Source organism: Prosthecobacter fluviatilis, assembly GCF_042655725.1.
GTDB lineage: Bacteria > Verrucomicrobiota > Verrucomicrobiia > Verrucomicrobiales > Verrucomicrobiaceae > Prosthecobacter > Prosthecobacter fluviatilis.
On record NZ_JBHSMQ010000006.1, the window covers coordinates 288,791 to 303,566 of the forward strand.

9 protein-coding genes are annotated in these 14,776 nt (G+C 60.7%); 3 read left to right on the forward strand and 6 right to left on the reverse strand.

Features of this window, described 5'->3' with window-relative positions:
- Positions 1-31: 31 nt before the first annotated feature.
- The 6 genes from ftsA to hisS all read right to left on the reverse strand — a co-directional run bounded on the left by ftsA (position 32) and on the right by hisS (position 11,449).
- Complete coding sequence (ftsA, locus tag ACFQDI_RS17450) at positions 32-1,249, reverse strand: cell division protein FtsA (protein WP_377169114.1); 1,218 nt, start codon at positions 1,247-1,249, stop codon at positions 32-34.
- Between the two features lie 5 nt (positions 1,250-1,254).
- Positions 1,255-2,211, reverse strand: coding sequence for a cell division protein FtsQ/DivIB (locus tag ACFQDI_RS17455; RefSeq protein ID WP_377169116.1), 957 nt, complete (start codon positions 2,209-2,211; stop codon positions 1,255-1,257).
- Positions 2,212-2,470: 259 nt separating this feature from the next.
- Complete coding sequence (locus ACFQDI_RS17460) at positions 2,471-3,229, reverse strand: metallophosphoesterase (RefSeq protein ID WP_377169118.1); 759 nt, start codon at positions 3,227-3,229, stop codon at positions 2,471-2,473.
- 69 nt (positions 3,230-3,298) lie between these two features.
- Complete coding sequence (locus ACFQDI_RS17465; RefSeq protein ID WP_377169120.1) at positions 3,299-4,699, reverse strand: DUF1501 domain-containing protein; 1,401 nt, start codon at positions 4,697-4,699, stop codon at positions 3,299-3,301.
- A gap of 57 nt (positions 4,700-4,756) precedes the next feature.
- Positions 4,757-10,111 carry a neutral/alkaline non-lysosomal ceramidase N-terminal domain-containing protein gene (locus ACFQDI_RS17470; RefSeq protein ID WP_377169122.1) on the reverse strand — a complete coding sequence of 1,785 codons (5,355 nt, stop codon included), beginning with the start codon at positions 10,109-10,111 and terminating at the stop codon, positions 4,757-4,759.
- A 48-nt stretch (positions 10,112-10,159) separates the two neighbouring features.
- Positions 10,160-11,449, reverse strand: a complete 1,290-nt coding sequence (hisS, locus tag ACFQDI_RS17475) for a histidine--tRNA ligase (protein WP_377169124.1) — start codon at positions 11,447-11,449, stop codon at positions 10,160-10,162.
- A 76-nt stretch (positions 11,450-11,525) separates the two neighbouring features.
- Between hisS and recF the strand changes: the two genes are divergently transcribed.
- The 3 genes from recF to mreC all read left to right on the forward strand — a co-directional run bounded on the left by recF (position 11,526) and on the right by mreC (position 14,773).
- Positions 11,526-12,596, forward strand: a complete 1,071-nt coding sequence (recF, locus tag ACFQDI_RS17480) for a DNA replication/repair protein RecF (protein WP_377169127.1) — start codon at positions 11,526-11,528, stop codon at positions 12,594-12,596.
- Positions 12,597-12,809: 213 nt separating this feature from the next.
- On the forward strand, positions 12,810-13,841 hold the full coding sequence (locus ACFQDI_RS17485) for a rod shape-determining protein (protein WP_377169129.1): 1,032 nt from the start codon (positions 12,810-12,812) through the stop codon (positions 13,839-13,841).
- Positions 13,842-13,921: 80 nt separating this feature from the next.
- On the forward strand, positions 13,922-14,773 hold the full coding sequence (mreC, locus tag ACFQDI_RS17490; RefSeq protein ID WP_377169131.1) for a rod shape-determining protein MreC: 852 nt from the start codon (positions 13,922-13,924) through the stop codon (positions 14,771-14,773).
- Positions 14,774-14,776 lie beyond the last annotated feature (3 nt).

Consider the following 14,776-nt stretch of genomic DNA (forward strand, 5'->3'; position numbering starts at 1 on the left):
TGGGTGGTTAGGGTTGGGCTGCTGCTGAATTTTAAAGTGTGACGGACGAGAGAAGTTCCTGCATGCGCCTGCCGAGACGCTTCAGGGGGGAGAGAAAAGGCTTCTCGCTGTCCAGAATCTGCGCATAACGAATGAGGCCGATCGGGGCGGAGTATTGCGGATTCTCGAAAGTGGCGGTGATGCCGCTGACGGGGGCCGAACCTGCGCGCGTGACCTTGATTCCAAACACTTCACGGGCCACGACGTCAACGCCTTTCATCATGCTGACGCCCCCGGTGAGGAAAACGCCCGCCCCCAAACGGCCGAGATGATCTTCCACGCGCACGCGCACCTGGGTGAGGATCTCCTTGGTTCTGAGATTCATGACCTCGTTCAAAAAGGCGCGTTCGATCTCGCCAAGGATCAGGCCGGTGTCGTCTTCGATGCTGAGCATTTCTCCTTCCGGCACATCGTCATAGAGCACGCTGCCTTCCTCCACCTTGAGGCGTTCGGCGCGGCCGTTCGGAATCTGCAGCGCCATGGAGACATCATTGGTGATGTGGTCGCCGCCGAGGGGGACGCAGCCGGAGGCGGTGATCATGCCGTCTTCATACAAGACGTAGTCACAAGTGCCGGCACCGAAGTCGATCATGAGCGCGCCCTGCATTTTCGCCTCGCGTGTGAGCACGACCTGTGCCGCCGCGACGGGATTGAAGACCACGTCCTCGACTTCGAGCGGGATTTCACGCACGCAGCGGATGGCATTCTGCACACGGCCGCGAACGCCGTGGATGATGTGGTAGTCCGCCTCCAGCACGCGGCCCTCACGCCCGATGGGCTGGCGCACGGCCTCCTGGCCGTCCACGATGTACTGGCGTGTGACACTGTGCAGGAAAACATTCGACTGCGGGATGGAGACGCTGCGGGCGATTTCCTTGGCCTCCTCCACATCGTCCTCGGTGATTTCCGTCTGCTCGTCCGGCAGGCGGTGGCGGCCGCGGTTGTTGAGGCTTTCGATGTGCGCGCCAGTCACTCCGAGGAAGACGTTGCGGATCATCACATCGCTGCGGTCCTCCGCACGCACAAGGGCGTCGTTCACACAGGTCTGGACTTTCTCGAAGTCAACGATCTCGCCTTTGCGCACGCCACGGGAGGGGGCCTGGCCGACACCGAGAATCTTGATGGCACCGTCGCGCTTGGCCTCACCCACGACGACACAGATCTTGTGTGTTCCGATTTCAAGACCTGCGTAGATGGTGCTTTTTGCCATGAGTTTCAGCGTGCGGGTGGGGTGGAGGCGGTGTCCGCCAGATTCAGCCCGGTGACGTCCGGTGTTTCATGAAAGGTGACGGGGGTGTTGATGCTTGCAATCAAGTTTACAGTGGCGATGCGCCATTTGCGCTCATGGGCCTCATGCATGACGCGGTCAAATCGTACCAGCTGCGGGTCAAGGTCGTCGAGGCCGAAGGTGACCCGGGTGTCGCCGTTGAAATGGGCGACGAGCGACCATGGATTGGGAATTTCGATCACTTCCAGCGCGGGGTGCCCGTCCTGATGGCGGCTTTGCAGCTTTTCCATGAGGCGCAGCGCCGCATGGACCTGCAGGTCCGGGGAGGGGATCCCGGGGGTGGCCTCGCTGAGTGCCGGGAACTGAATGCGCGGCATGGCAAGATAGTCTTTGGTGATGACATTGCATGGCACGAGAGCACCCTCGGCGTCGATCAGGCAGCCCTTGCCGCTGAGCGGGCCCATGAGCTTGTGTTTGGGGCACTCCATCCAGGCCACTGGCAGGCGCTGCACGACATCGAGCTTGAGCTTGCCATGGTAGTCGCGGCGGATCACCGCGGACTTCACCTGGGGCAGGCGCTCGATTTTCGCGCGCACTTCACGCAGGTTCATGGTGAGCAGGTTGGTGGCTTCGGTGAGGCCGGTGGCGGCCACGATCTGCTGCCGCGTGAGGGTTCCCTCAGTGTTTACCTCAACGCTCTTGAGCAGAAACTGTGAGTTTTTTTCCAAGGCCTCGTGCCAGGTCACCCAGCAGACGCCGATCACGAGCATGGCCGTGATCAGCCACATGGCGGTGCGGAAGCCCCGACGGCGGCGCTCGACCGCCTCGTGCTCGCGGATGACTGGGGACTCCGGTTCGTAATCGATCACGTGCGAGCCAACCCCCTTGCGCTTACGGGAAGGGCGCTTGGCTGGTTTCTTTGAACCATTCTTGGCGGCAGACATGAGCAGACAAACGGAAATTCCGGTGACGAAAACAAACGAACCGGTGTTTAATATCTCTTAAATAAGAGATTGTCAGTGCGTTTGCCATAATTATTCGCGAAAAAATACTCCTCCTGTATTCACAAACTGTTCAATTGTTCACAATTAGGTCGCGAATTTGGGAGATGGGGGGCTCCAGAGTGGTGAGTCAGAGCCCCCTCAAGCGAGAGCCAAAGCGAGCGAGAACATCGTGATGGCCAGGGAACAGTCAGTGAAGATGTTAATCGGAAGGAATCTCCACAACTAAATCCGGGATGAAGCCTTGATTGGGTTTATCCGGGTAGGCTCGGGGATTGGCCAGAATACGGGTGGAGCCAATCATGTAGTCATTGCTGTGGTGAATGTGACCATGAACCCAGAGTTGTGGCTGGAACTCTTGGATCAGGCTGTCGAGATGGGAGGCATAGGCGCAGCTTATTGGCTCTGTGCGTCTGTGTGCAGGTAATGAGATGAGAGAGGGGGCATGATGTGTCACGACAACAGAGCTCTCTGGCGGACCTGAACTGAGAAAGGAGCGCAGAGCCTCCACAGAAGCCATGTGGGCCAGACGTGTTTCACGTGGTGCGAGGTGCTTGTATCCCCGGGCAGAGTTGCGCACTCTTTTATAATCGTTCATGGCAGGACCTGCCTCGGCCGCGCCGTCCATCCAGCCGCCCATCAGCGCCATGTCAGTCCATAGGGTGCAACCAAAAAAGCGCACACCTTGAATGGTGGCCGACTCATTTTCCAAAAAATGAACGTTGGTGCCTTGTGACAAGGTGCGCAGTTTGCCGAAGAGACTGGGGTAGTTTTCTCCGTAGAACTCGTGGTTGCCACAGATGTAGATCACGGGGACATCTGGGATCTCCCGCAATATCCATTTCAGACCGTTGGTCTTAGTCGAGACATCTCCAGCCAGGACCACACAGTCACAGTCCACCTTTGGCAAAGGAACTTCGCCGAACTCTTGATGAAGATCGCTGACCACATGGATGCGCATCGATTACAGTGCAGCATACACGGACTGGAGCAGGTGCTCAAAGATTCGCGATGCAGAGCCAGCGCGGACTCAGATCAGCTCCCGGATGGGGGCACCTTGGTCCACGATGAAGTTGGGGCGGCCTTGGTGGTCGGTGTAGGTGGTGTCGAGGGGCACGCCCATGTGGTGGTAGATGGTGGCGGCGAGGTCGCCAGGAGTGACGGGGCGCTCGTCGATCTGGCCGCCGTCTTTGTCTGAGGCGCCGATGACCTGGCCATGACGGAAACCGCCGCCGGCGAGGCACATGGACATGACATAGGGCCAGTGGTTGCGGCCATCGGTGCTGCCCTGGGTGCCGAGGGTGGGGGTGCGGCCAAACTCGCCCATGCAGATGACGAGGGTGTCATCCAGGAGGCCGCGCTCTCCGAGGTCACTGACCAGCGTGGTAATGACGTGGTCGAAGACTGGCAGCAGGGGGCGGAGTCCGTTCCAGATGCCGCCGTAGGGTGGGATGTTGTCGCCGTGATTGTCCCAGGTGCCGGAAGCGCCGTGGTTGCTGAGGTCAATGGTGACGAAGGAGGAGCCGCGCTCGACGAGGCGGCGTGCCAGCAGGGCCTGTTTGGCCCAGTCGTGGTCGCCGTAGCGGTCGCGCACTTTTTGGGGTTCGCGGCTGAGGTCAAAGGCCTCCTGCGCGCGGCCACCGGCGACGATGTCGAAGGCGGTCTGGGAGAAGCTGTCCATGGCGCTCATCATGCCGCTGGCGTCGATCTCGGCGCGCAAGCCGTCCATCTGCTGGCTGAGGGTCTGGCGTGCCTGCAGGCGCTCCATGCTGAGGCCGGCGGGGAGCTGGAAGAGCTTGGAGGCGTTGTTGCCATCAAAAGGATCGTACTGGGTGCCGAGGTAGCCACCCCAGCCCACGTGGGAGCGGGACTTCATGTTCAGCACCACGTAGGGCGGCATAGATGGATGATTCGCGCCGTGATGCTTGGCCACGATGCTGCCGAATGAAGGGTAGTACTTAGCCTTGGGATTGGTGCGCGGCTCGTTGGCGAGGTTCGCCGTCTGCATGACCATGTTGGGTTCATGGTTGCTGAAGCGGCAGTCCACCGAGCGGATGAGCGTGAACTTGTCCAGCATGGCGGCCTGCCTGGGCAGGTACTCGCAGATGTGGGTGCCGGGGAGCTTGGTGGGGATGGTCTTGAAGGGGCCGCGAATCTCGCGCGGGCGGCCGGGCTTTGGGTCCCAGGTGTCGATTTGGGAGGGGCCGCCGGTCATCCAGAGCAGGATCACAGACTTGCCGCTTTTGGCGGTCTTGCCTTCGGCCCGAAGTTTGGTCAGAGCTGGGAGTGTCAGGCCGCCCAGTCCTGCCAGGCTGGTTTTGAGCACGGAGCGGCGGCTGTGGACGACCACACCGTCCCGCAGGCGCGGGTTCATGAAGCCGAAGGCATGCTGTCCGCCGTGGCCGCTGCAGTGATGATCGGGAGAAGACATCGAGGTGCAATACGCGCCAGAGGAGGGCTCTCTAGCCACATAGTGCGAATCCGAAAATTACTTCGGTGTCTGCAGGTAGGCGATCAGGTCTGCCAGGGATTGCTGGGTGAGCGCGGCCTCCAGACCTTCCGGCATCAGGGAGGCACCGGTGCTTTGAAGTTTTTCGATGTCGCTACGCAGCACGGATTTGGTCATGTTGCCGGCCATTTTCAGGGTGAGGCTGGCGCTCGTTTCCGTGGCGATCACGCCGTAGAGCTGCTCGCCGTTTTTCAGGGTGCAGTGGTAGGCCATGAACCCGGGCTCGATGATGGCGCTGGGATCGAGGATGGAGTTGAGAAGCTTCTCGGCATCGTGCTGAACGACGCTGCGGAGATCCGGGCCGAGCTCGATGCCGACGCCGTCGAGCTTGTGGCAGCTGATGCACACCTGGGCGAAGGTGGTTTTGCCTCTGGCGGCATCTCCCTTGAGCTTGAGGGCGGGTTTGAACTTTTCGACGACGGCTGCGCGGGTGGAGCTGGAGGCATCTTCAAACACGGCTGCGGCCAGTTTGGCGATCTCCTTTTTCGGGTGCTTTGTCAGCCGGGCCCGCGTGGCGGCGTCGCAGCCTTTGGCCTCGGGGCGCCGGAGCAGGGCGAGTGTCCAGCCGTCGTTGGAGAGGAGGGTTTCAAGGATCTGCATGCGAACCGCAGGCGTGCGCTCGTTCCAGCCTGCGAGGAGAAATTCAGGGCCGCTCTTTGGCTGAAGCCTGGTGACCAGACGCAGCACTCCGGCGTCTGCCGATTTCTGCCAGAGCTCAGGCAGCAGAGCTTTGACCATCTCCCGATGCTCGCGGTCTGAGGCGAGCAGCTCCAGGTCTGCCATGGGTGGTGAAGTTTGTGAGGTCTTCAACGCGGCGGCCGCTTTGGCAAGCATGTCAGACATTTGTTTCAATCCCTGCTGCGCGGCTGGCGAAGTGGTCTGCTTGGCGAACTGGGCCAGAGAAAGGCCGTTTTCATCCAGAACGGCCAGAAATTCTGCGGCCTGTTTTTGTGATGCCGGACGCGAAAGCAGAGCTGCCAGGGCGTTTTCATTTTTCACCGCCAGAGCGCAGCGAAACAGCATGCCTGCAACGCGGTTGTCGCTCTCGGGAGAAGCAGCGCAGACACGTTCCAGGTGCGGCAGTACGGAACTCAAGGCCGCGCCTTGCAGCGGTGAAGCTGGGGGGGCTGTGCGGAGCAACTCCGCAAGCAGATCTGCCGCCCAGTCGCCACGCAGTTCGCCCAAGGTGCAGGCGAGCTGGAGCTGAACCTTTTCATCTTTGTCGTGCAGGAGTTTGGCCAGCGCCTGCTGCAATGCGGATGAGTCGCCTTTCCATTTCAACTGCTCGGCCATCTGCAAGGCCTGCTCGCGGACGTGGGGGGACTCATCCTCCAGCAATTGCAGACACGCGCTGGTGGTCAGCCGGCCCTGGCTCAGCGATGACCATGCCGCCTGCGCACGCGTCTGGGGCTGCTTGGATTGGAGGAGGTCATTGGCCTCCGCTTTCCTGTTTTCCCAGGCCATTTGCATCTGGGCCTTGTCGCGCTGCCATCCATTGGCAGAGGCAAGGCCTTGCCCTGCATCTGTGCGTGTGGATGGCGCAGAGATGCGGACCACCTTCCAAATGCGGCCCTTGTCATCTCCTTCGCGGTAGTGTGGCAGCAGTTCGTCTTTGCCATTTTGTGGCAGCCACTGCGGGTGCTCGATCATGTAGCGGTACATGTCCGCCACCCAGAGCGCGCCATCGGGGCCTGTGCGGACCATCACGGGGCGGCACCAGCGGTCCTCGCTGGCGAGGAAGTCCAGCTTTGACTCGGCGGGATCGCGCAGGGCTTTGAAGGTGACACCGTCGTCTTCGAGGATGTGATGCTGCACGACGTTGTGGAAGGGCTCGCAGGTGAAGGCGTGGGTCTTGTTATCATCAAACAGCACGCGGTCGCGATAGACCTCGATGCCGCAGGCGCTGGTGAAGCGGCCGGCTTGATCAAAGCTGTGAAAGCGCTTTTCCATGCTGCTGGCGGGATACACAGGGGGATTGCGCGGGAAAAGCTGGTGAATCGGGTCCGGCGGAATGACATGCGGATTCCGGCGCAGGTAGTGGTCCTGCAGCACGTAGTGCCAGAGCGGGAAGCTGTTCTGCACGCCGAACCAGTGGCCCCAGTCATCATGCGCACGACCGAACTGCGAGGGGCCGCTCTGCGGATCAAACTCGCCGGTGTCCGGCTTGAAGCGGAAGTCGCGGCTGCCGAGGTCGATCTTCTGACCGGTGAGCTTGCACTCGATCTGGGTGCCCTTGTTGTAGCCGCCGTGGTGCGCCCCGGCTGCGCAGTAAACCCAGCCGTCCATGCCCCAGCGCAGGCCGTTGACACGGAGCTGCTGGTTGCCGGTGCTGAAGCCGGTGTAGAGAATTTGTTTTTCACCGTTCGGCTTGATGAAGAAGATGTCTGGAGCGGCGGTCACGAGGACGCCTTCGCGCCAGGTCAGGATGCCGGTGGGATAGCTGAGGTCGTTCACGATGACGGTGCGTTTGTCGTAGCGGCCGTCGGAGTTGGTGTCTTCGAGCATGACCACACGTCCGCCCGCCTTGCCATTGCCATCCATGCCGAGGGGGTAGTCCGCCATCTCGATGACCCAGAGGCGGCCTTTGTCATCCCAGTCAAATGCGACGGGATCGAGAACCACAGGCTCTGCGGCGACGAGGTCGATGCGGTAGCCTTCGCGGATATGCCACTTCTTCGCTGATTCCTCTGGGCTGAGCGGCTGAGAGGCGAGTTCCACCTTTGGCTTGGGTGCGGCGGCAGGCTTTTCCAGGCCAGTGACCGCCACGTCTGTGAACTCGCCTTCCAAGGGGGCAAAGTCATCGCAACGTTTGCCGAAGAAGAGCTCTGTAGCACCGGGCGCTGTGACGGGAAGCTCGGCGTCAATCTCCACCTGACCGTTCAGCATGACTTTCACGTGTGAGCCGGTGCGTTGAAGTGACACGTTGTTCCATGATCCAGGGGTGATGATGGTCTTCCCTCGCACGATTTGATCGGCCGCGTTTCCATTGAAGACAAACAACCTTCCGGGCAGCGAGTCTTTGTAGCTGCCGCCAATGCCAAGGTGGTCGCCGGGAGCCAGATGATCGCCCTTTGGGCCGCGCGAGATGAGGTAGGCGGTCACAGCGGAGGCGTCGTTTGCCTTGGTGTTGCGAAAGCGAAGTGAGGCCGACCAGTTTTCATGGCCCTTCAGCATGGCCGAGGTTTGGGCCTGAGCTTGTTTGGCTTTTTCCTTCCGCGTGATCGCATGCCGCGCATTGTCTTCAGACAGCTTTGAGATATGCCATAACTCTGTGATGACCGCGGTTTCGACCGCCCTGTTCCAAACGGTGATTTCATCTAGCCTGCCTTCAAGCCCTCTGCCAAAGAGCAGTGTTTCGTTCACTTTTCCGGTCTTTGCCTGAAGCGAAGGTTTTTCTGCCCCGTCGATATGCACGCGGACGCCGTCGCCATCACGCACGAGCACTACAAAATGCCAGTCGTCGGCAAACAGCTCCTCCTTTGATTCCTCTCCCCCTAATGAAAGCCGTACGCGGTGCTTTGCATCCTGATGTGCTTTCAGGCTGATGCCGAATACGTTGACAAGCTCGCCGGTGCGATCACTCGCGCCGCTTTCGTGGCCCAGCCAGAACCAGAGGGCGGCGCTGGCCTGAGTTCCAAGTTTGAGATGGGAAGTTTCCAGATGGCCGCCAGCAAGGTGAATGGAGCGGTTGATCTTGTCGCGTGGCACCTGGACCTGCTGAGGCCTGAGCGCCGATTCATCTCCATATCCTCTTCCAGCATTAAAACCGGAAAGCCAGAGTGCATGGCCGCCTTTCACGACCGTTCTGGCGCCTGTATACACCGCGCAAAGATCACTGAGACCCCATTGAAAATCGATAAACAGATCTACATGAGAGTCGATGATCGACGAGGTGTAAGGAGGACAATCTTCGCTCATGCCTCTGCCTGGAGCCAGATCAAGCTCCCTTATCATCTTGTGCAATGCAGTGCGGATCTTTCCTTCCGCCTCCACCTCAAGTCCTGCGGTGCGGGCCGGCCATGTGGTGTAGCCTCCCAGCGCATGCTGCTCACGTGGCGGGATGTAGCCCTCAGCTCCGTTCGCCAGCTCGATGTTGAAGTGATTGTGAAAAGGCGATGTCCATTTCAGCAGCAGACCTGTAAGTGCAAAAACTTCATTGGGCATCGTGGTAATACCCAGCTCTCCAATGTCAGGTGCTCCAATGCGGATGGCCTGCAGTTTCACGCTCGTCTTCTGCCGCTGGTGCAGGATCAGAGCCTCGCGGGCATAGACTTCCTCCTTGTTTTTCGGCACGTCGTTCACGATCTTCGCTGCGATTGGGCGTGCCCAAGCGAGGCGTTTTTCATCGGGGACGCGGTAGCTGAGCTCCAGCGTTTTCTCCACCATTCCCAATGGGGCATAATCAAGATGCTCCACCTTTTGAAGGGCTTTCATTGCACTCTCAGCGACGGCACTGGCGTATTCATCCAGGGTGATGTTCTTTTTCTCCGCGCCGTAGTCCATCCACATCTGGTCACCGCTGGTGCCCTGGCTCATGGCGCAGACGAAGGGGCCGTTGCCTTCGTTCGACTGGCCCATTTTGGCGGCGAGGTGTTTGCAGAAGAGGCCGTAGTAGTCGGACGAAATCGGGCCGCTGCCGAAGTAGTGCTGGGAGTAATTTGCCAGCACGCCGAGCGGTTTGCCGTCGATGGTTTGCAGCGAGATGACGGAGAGCTGGGGATCGACCGGGCCGCTGGGGCCGACGACGTCTTTGCTGAGGTAGCCGGGATGCATGTTGGCGCGGCCTGTGGGATTGCCGAAGGGGTCGATGACCTCTTTTCCTGGCAGTCGAATCCAGCGGCGGTTGTGCGTGTGCTCCCAGTCGTCAAAGCTGCCCCAGCCGATGCGCGCGGGCTGCAGTGCCTTGTCCGCCGCGACGATGGCTTCGGCAATTTTTGGCGTGAGGAATTGGCCATACTCGGTGTCTTTGCGCGTGCCGAGGCAGCCCATGGCGGCGGGTGCGGAGTGCGTGTGCGTGGCGCTGACCATCATGCGGTCCACCGGAATGCCGCACTGTTTTGAAGCGAGCGCCTTGGCTTCATCGATGAGCGTCTGCTCCATCATGCAGGTGTCCACGATGGCGAAGGCGATCTTCATCTTGCCGTCATCGAGCACAAAGCTGCGGACGTGCAGGCGGTCGGCGATCTTGTCCCCGCGTCCTTCGAGAAAGCCGCCTGCGATGATGCGTGGAAAGGTCTTTGGAGTGATGTCGATGGCGGAGACGCCTGCGCGGAAGGCCGGCTGAGCCTGTGCGGTGATGGCAGCGAGGCCGAGAAGAAACAGGAGAGACTTCATGAGAGTGGCTCAAACCAACGCTCATGAAGGCTACTTGTTTGCCTTTGATCAGGCGATCAGCGGACCCAGTGCGGGTTCGGCGAGCAGGCGCTGAACTTCTGCGACGAGGCCGTCCACTGGGACGGTGCTTTGAGAACGGGCGAGGAGGTTCTTGACGACGACCTCGGGATATTCGGCACCGAAGGTGATGGCGAAGCGTGCTTTGCGATCCTCGGCGGCCTGGAACTGCTTGCCGACTTTTTGCGCAGCAAAGCTGTAGTCCACGCGGATGCCGGCTGAGCGCAGCGCCTGAACGGCGGCGAGCGCGTTTCCACGCTGGGCTTCGTCGGCCACGACCACGTAGGCATCGATGCTGCTGGAGGCGAGCAGGGCGCTGGTGAGCTTCATCTGTGCGCCCGGGGTCTTCTTCAGCAGGATGCCGAGAACCACGTCGCCCATGGCGAAGCCGGCGGCGGGCATGTCCACCTTGCCGTCGCTCATCAGGGAGCAAAGCTTGTCATAGCGGCCGCCGCCTGCGACGGCGCGGAGGCCGTGCTTGAGATCGAAGACTTCAAAGACGGTGCCCGTGTAGTAGGCGAGGCCGCGGACGATGGTGGCATCAATGCGCACCTGCTGCCAGAGGCCGCGTGCGGAGAGGTTTTCGCGCAGGGCAGCGAAGGCGGGGTGATTTTCGTCTGCGGACGCCATGAAGGCGCGCACGTCTGCGAGACTGAGGCCGATGGCGGCGAGCTTGTTTTCCGTGTCCTCGGGCTTGGCGCGTTCGATTTTGTCGATGATCTGAAGGAAGGTCGAGGTGTGCTCAGGGGGGATGTTGCGTTCGGCCAGATAGGAGTTCCAGATCTCGCGATTGCTCAGGCGGATGGCAAAGTCCTCCGTGCTCACGCCGAACTCGCGCACGGTGTCGATCGCCAGGGCGATGAGCTCCGCGTCCGTGGCAGGGGAGGCATCTCCGAGGATGTCCGCATTGAACTGCACGAACTCTCGGGTGCGGCCCTCCTGAGGGGCCTCATAGCGGAAGCAGGAGCCGATTTGAAACCACTTGATGGGCTTCTTGAAGTCACGCTGCCGGGCTGTGGCCATGCGGGCGAGGGAAGGGGTGACCTCGGGGCGCAGAGCCACGTCATCCTCACCCTTGGTCACGAAGCAGAAAAGCTGGCTGGTGATTTCATCGCCGCTTTTTTTGCGAAAGAGGTCGGTGGGCTCCAGCACGGGGCCTTCATACTCCACAAAGCCGTAACGACGTGCGACTGCGCGCCAGGTGTCGAAAATGTAGTTACGCAGAGCGCATTCTTCGGGGAAGAAGTCGCGAAAGCCTTTGACTGTTTGGATGGAGGCCATAGAGGGGCGGGATTGATCTTCATGTGCAACGTGAACGCAACCGGAAATGCAGCGTGGTGCAGAAGAGTCTGACTGCATGCTGACCGACCTGTTTGTGCGTGATTTCCGCTGCTTCGCCGAGGCGAAGCTGGAACTGCATCCTGATGTGACGCTGCTGGTGGGGAGGAATGCGCAGGGAAAAACTTCGCTCATTGAGGCAGCGTGCGTGCTGCTGCGGCTGCAGTCGCCCCGGACATCGAACCGCGCGGAGCTGGTGCGGTTTGGTGCCGCCACATGCCTCGTGGAGGCGCAGTGGCATGGCAGACGCCTGCGCTATGCGCAGTCTGCCACGACGCGGCGGCTGGCGCTGGACGGCGTCACGTGCGGCCGGTCGGCGGACTATCTGGCGGCCTCCGGGGTGGTGGTGTGGATGGACCACCGCGACATGAACCTGCTGCGTGGTGGAGCGGAGCATCGGCGCAGGTTTCTGGACTTTGCCGCCAGCCAGATGTTTCCAGATTACCTGCATGCCCTGCGCGGGTATGAGCGTGCGCTGCGCGGGCGCAATCATGTGCTGAAAAGGGATGCCAGCATCGCCTGGAAGCAGGCGGACGCCTTTGCGCATGTGATGGATGGCTTTGCCAGGACGGTGTGGCAGAGGCGTGCCGAGCTGTGCGCCGCCCTGGGCCCGGAGGTCTCGCTGGCGCATGCAAGGCTGAGCGAGGGGGTGGAAAAGGTGAGCATGGCCTACCGGCGCACCCACGATGAGGCGCTGGGTTTGTTTGAGGCCTTGCTGACGATGCGGGATGAAGAGGCCCGTGTGCGTTCGACGGCGCTTGGGCCGCATCGTGATGACCTTGAAATGGGGCTCAACGAGCTGGATGCCACCACCTTTGCCTCGGAAGGCCAGCAGCGTTCGTTTGCGCTGGCGATGAAGCTCGCCCAGGCGAGGGTGCTGGAGCATGCCTGTGGTGCGCCCCCCCTGATGCTGATGGATGATGTTTTTGGCGAACTGGATTCCCACCGCCGGCGTGCGCTGCTTGCCTGCCTGCCGCCGGGCACGCAGAAGATCATCACGACCACGAATCTGGACTGGGTGGAGGCAGACCACCTGGCCGGACGGGTCTTTGGCGTCGAAAAGTCCGTTTTCACCCATGTTCGCGGCTGAAAAGGGCGGGGTGGTGACAGAAATGGCCTGAAATCGCCAATTCCTAGCTTCTTAGAAACATCCCTTGACGCATTTTCAGGCGGTTTTAGTTTTGTATTGGGTTAGAATAACGCGCGCGCGTTGCCTTTCGTGATTCTCAAAACAGATGGAATTCCACGTCGCGCAAACCGTTCTGATTCCTGATCGCATCAACACTTTTCCCATTTATTCTCAATGTTCGGCAAACTTTTTGGCTTCGTCGCCCAAGACATCGGCATCGATCTCGGCACGGCAAACACGCTCGTTTATGTAAAAGACCACGGCATCGTCCTCAGAGAACCCTCAGTGGTGGCGGTTAAAACCGGCACCAACGAAGTCGTCGCTGTGGGTGACGACGCCAAGCGCATGCTGGGGCGTACACCGGGGGGCATCACGGCCATCCGCCCTTTGAAAGACGGGGTGATCGCCGACTTCCGCGTGACGGAGGCCATGCTGCGCCACTTCATCAAGAAGGTGCAAGGCGGCGGCCGCAAGATGCGCGGACCGCGTGTGGTCATCGCCGTGCCCTCAGGGATCACGGAAGTCGAGAAGCGCGCGGTGAAGGAAAGCGCGGAGCAGGCGGGCGCTCGTGAGGTTTATCTGATCGAAGAACCGATGGCCGCGGCCATCGGAGTGGGCCTGCCGGTGCAGGAAGCCGCCGGCAACATGATCGTCGATATCGGCGGCGGTACCACGGAGGTGGCCATCATCTCGCTCTCCGGCATTGTTTACAGCCGCAGTGTGCGCGTTGCAGGGGACGAACTCGACGAGGCGATCATCAACTACATGAAGCGTGCCTACAATCTGATGATTGGCGAGCGCACTGCGGAGGAAATCAAGCTGCGCATCGGCTCCGCCTTCCCGCTGGGCAAGGAAACGACCATGGAAGTCAAAGGACGCGACATGGTGGCCGGCCTGCCGAAGACCATCACCATCACGAGCCAGGAAGTGCGCGAGGCCATGCTGGAGCCGCTGAATGCGATCATCGACGCCGTGCGCACCACGCTGGAACGCTGCCCGCCGGAGCTTTCAGCCGACCTTGTGGATCGTGGCATCATGCTTGCCGGTGGCGGTGCGCTGCTGCGCGGCCTCGACAAATTGCTGCAGGAAGAGACGGCGCTGCCGGTGCATGTGGCGGAGGATCCGCTCAGCGCCGTCGGCGAAGGCACCGGACGGGTGCTGAGCGAACTCGAATTCCTGCGCAAAGTGAGCACGACCGAAGTCTGATGACCATTTCGCGCTGCACTGTGTCTGCTTGAAAGCATCCGCCGAAAAGCAGCGCACCCAGCCCGGAGGAAAGGCCAATCATGAAAAAGCTCAACATCCTCGCGCTTCTGATCTTCGTGGCAGGGCTGGTTGCCGTGTTCACCTTTGACACTGCGACCACCCGGCAGATCCAGTCGCGTGTCCTGAGTCTGCTGTCCCCTTTCATCCACAGCAGTGCGGCGATGGAGCAGGCGGCGGAATCTGCCGTGGCTCCGCAGGTCAATCCGGCCGAGCTGAAACGGGAAAACGACGAGCAGCGGGTCCAGCTGGAGCGGCTACGCATCATCCAGCAGAAGTACAACCAGATCATCGAGGAGAATGCCAAGCTGCGCCAGCTCATTGAGTTCAAGCAGTCCGCTCCTTTTAAAATGACCGCCGCCAAGGTCATCCGCCGCAGCTCCACCACCTGGTGGAACAGCCTCATCATCGACAAAGGCTCGCTCGATGGAATCGGCACGGACAGCCCGGTCATCACCTCGGTAGGCTTGGTGGGAAAAACCTCCACGCTGGCCCCCCACATGGCCAAGGTCATCCTGCTGACGGATGAAATGTGCCGCGTGTCCGCCAAGATCGAAGGCACGCGGGATCAGGGCATTCTTGTTGGTGAGCGGGCTGCTCTGGAAGTGCGCCCGGAGCTGCATCTGCGTTTTCTTGATCGCAACTCGAACATCAATGCCGGTGCCGGGGTTTACTCCTCTGGTGAAGGAGGCGTGTTCCCCGCGGACCTGCTTTTGGGCCGTGTGAAGCGCTTTGAGAATCGTGAAATTTCCGGAGAGGCCGTCATCGAACCCGCCGTTGATTTCTCCACCTTGGATTATGTCTTTGTGATCGAAATGCAGGTGGCCGAGCCCACGCCGGAGCCTGCGGCGACACCGGCACGCACCAAGCCTTGAGCC

What these genes read in the sequence shown, in the direction of transcription:
- ACFQDI_RS17485 (WP_377169129.1), top strand. Translation starts at nt 12,810, where the DNA reads ATGTTCGGCAAACTTTTTGGCTTCGTCGCCCAAGACATCGGCATCGAT.
- ACFQDI_RS17460 (WP_377169118.1), bottom strand. Translation starts at nt 3,229, where the DNA reads ATGCGCATCCATGTGGTCAGCGATCTTCATCAAGAGTTCGGCGAAGTT.
- ACFQDI_RS17470 (WP_377169122.1), bottom strand. Translation starts at nt 10,111, where the DNA reads ATGAAGTCTCTCCTGTTTCTTCTCGGCCTCGCTGCCATCACCGCACAG.
- hisS (WP_377169124.1), bottom strand. Translation starts at nt 11,449, where the DNA reads ATGGCCTCCATCCAAACAGTCAAAGGCTTTCGCGACTTCTTCCCCGAA.
- recF (WP_377169127.1), top strand. Translation starts at nt 11,526, where the DNA reads ATGCTGACCGACCTGTTTGTGCGTGATTTCCGCTGCTTCGCCGAGGCG.
- mreC (WP_377169131.1), top strand. Translation starts at nt 13,922, where the DNA reads ATGAAAAAGCTCAACATCCTCGCGCTTCTGATCTTCGTGGCAGGGCTG.
- ACFQDI_RS17455 (WP_377169116.1), bottom strand. Translation starts at nt 2,211, where the DNA reads ATGTCTGCCGCCAAGAATGGTTCAAAGAAACCAGCCAAGCGCCCTTCC.
- ACFQDI_RS17465 (WP_377169120.1), bottom strand. Translation starts at nt 4,699, where the DNA reads ATGTCTTCTCCCGATCATCACTGCAGCGGCCACGGCGGACAGCATGCC.
- ftsA (WP_377169114.1), bottom strand. Translation starts at nt 1,249, where the DNA reads ATGGCAAAAAGCACCATCTACGCAGGTCTTGAAATCGGAACACACAAG.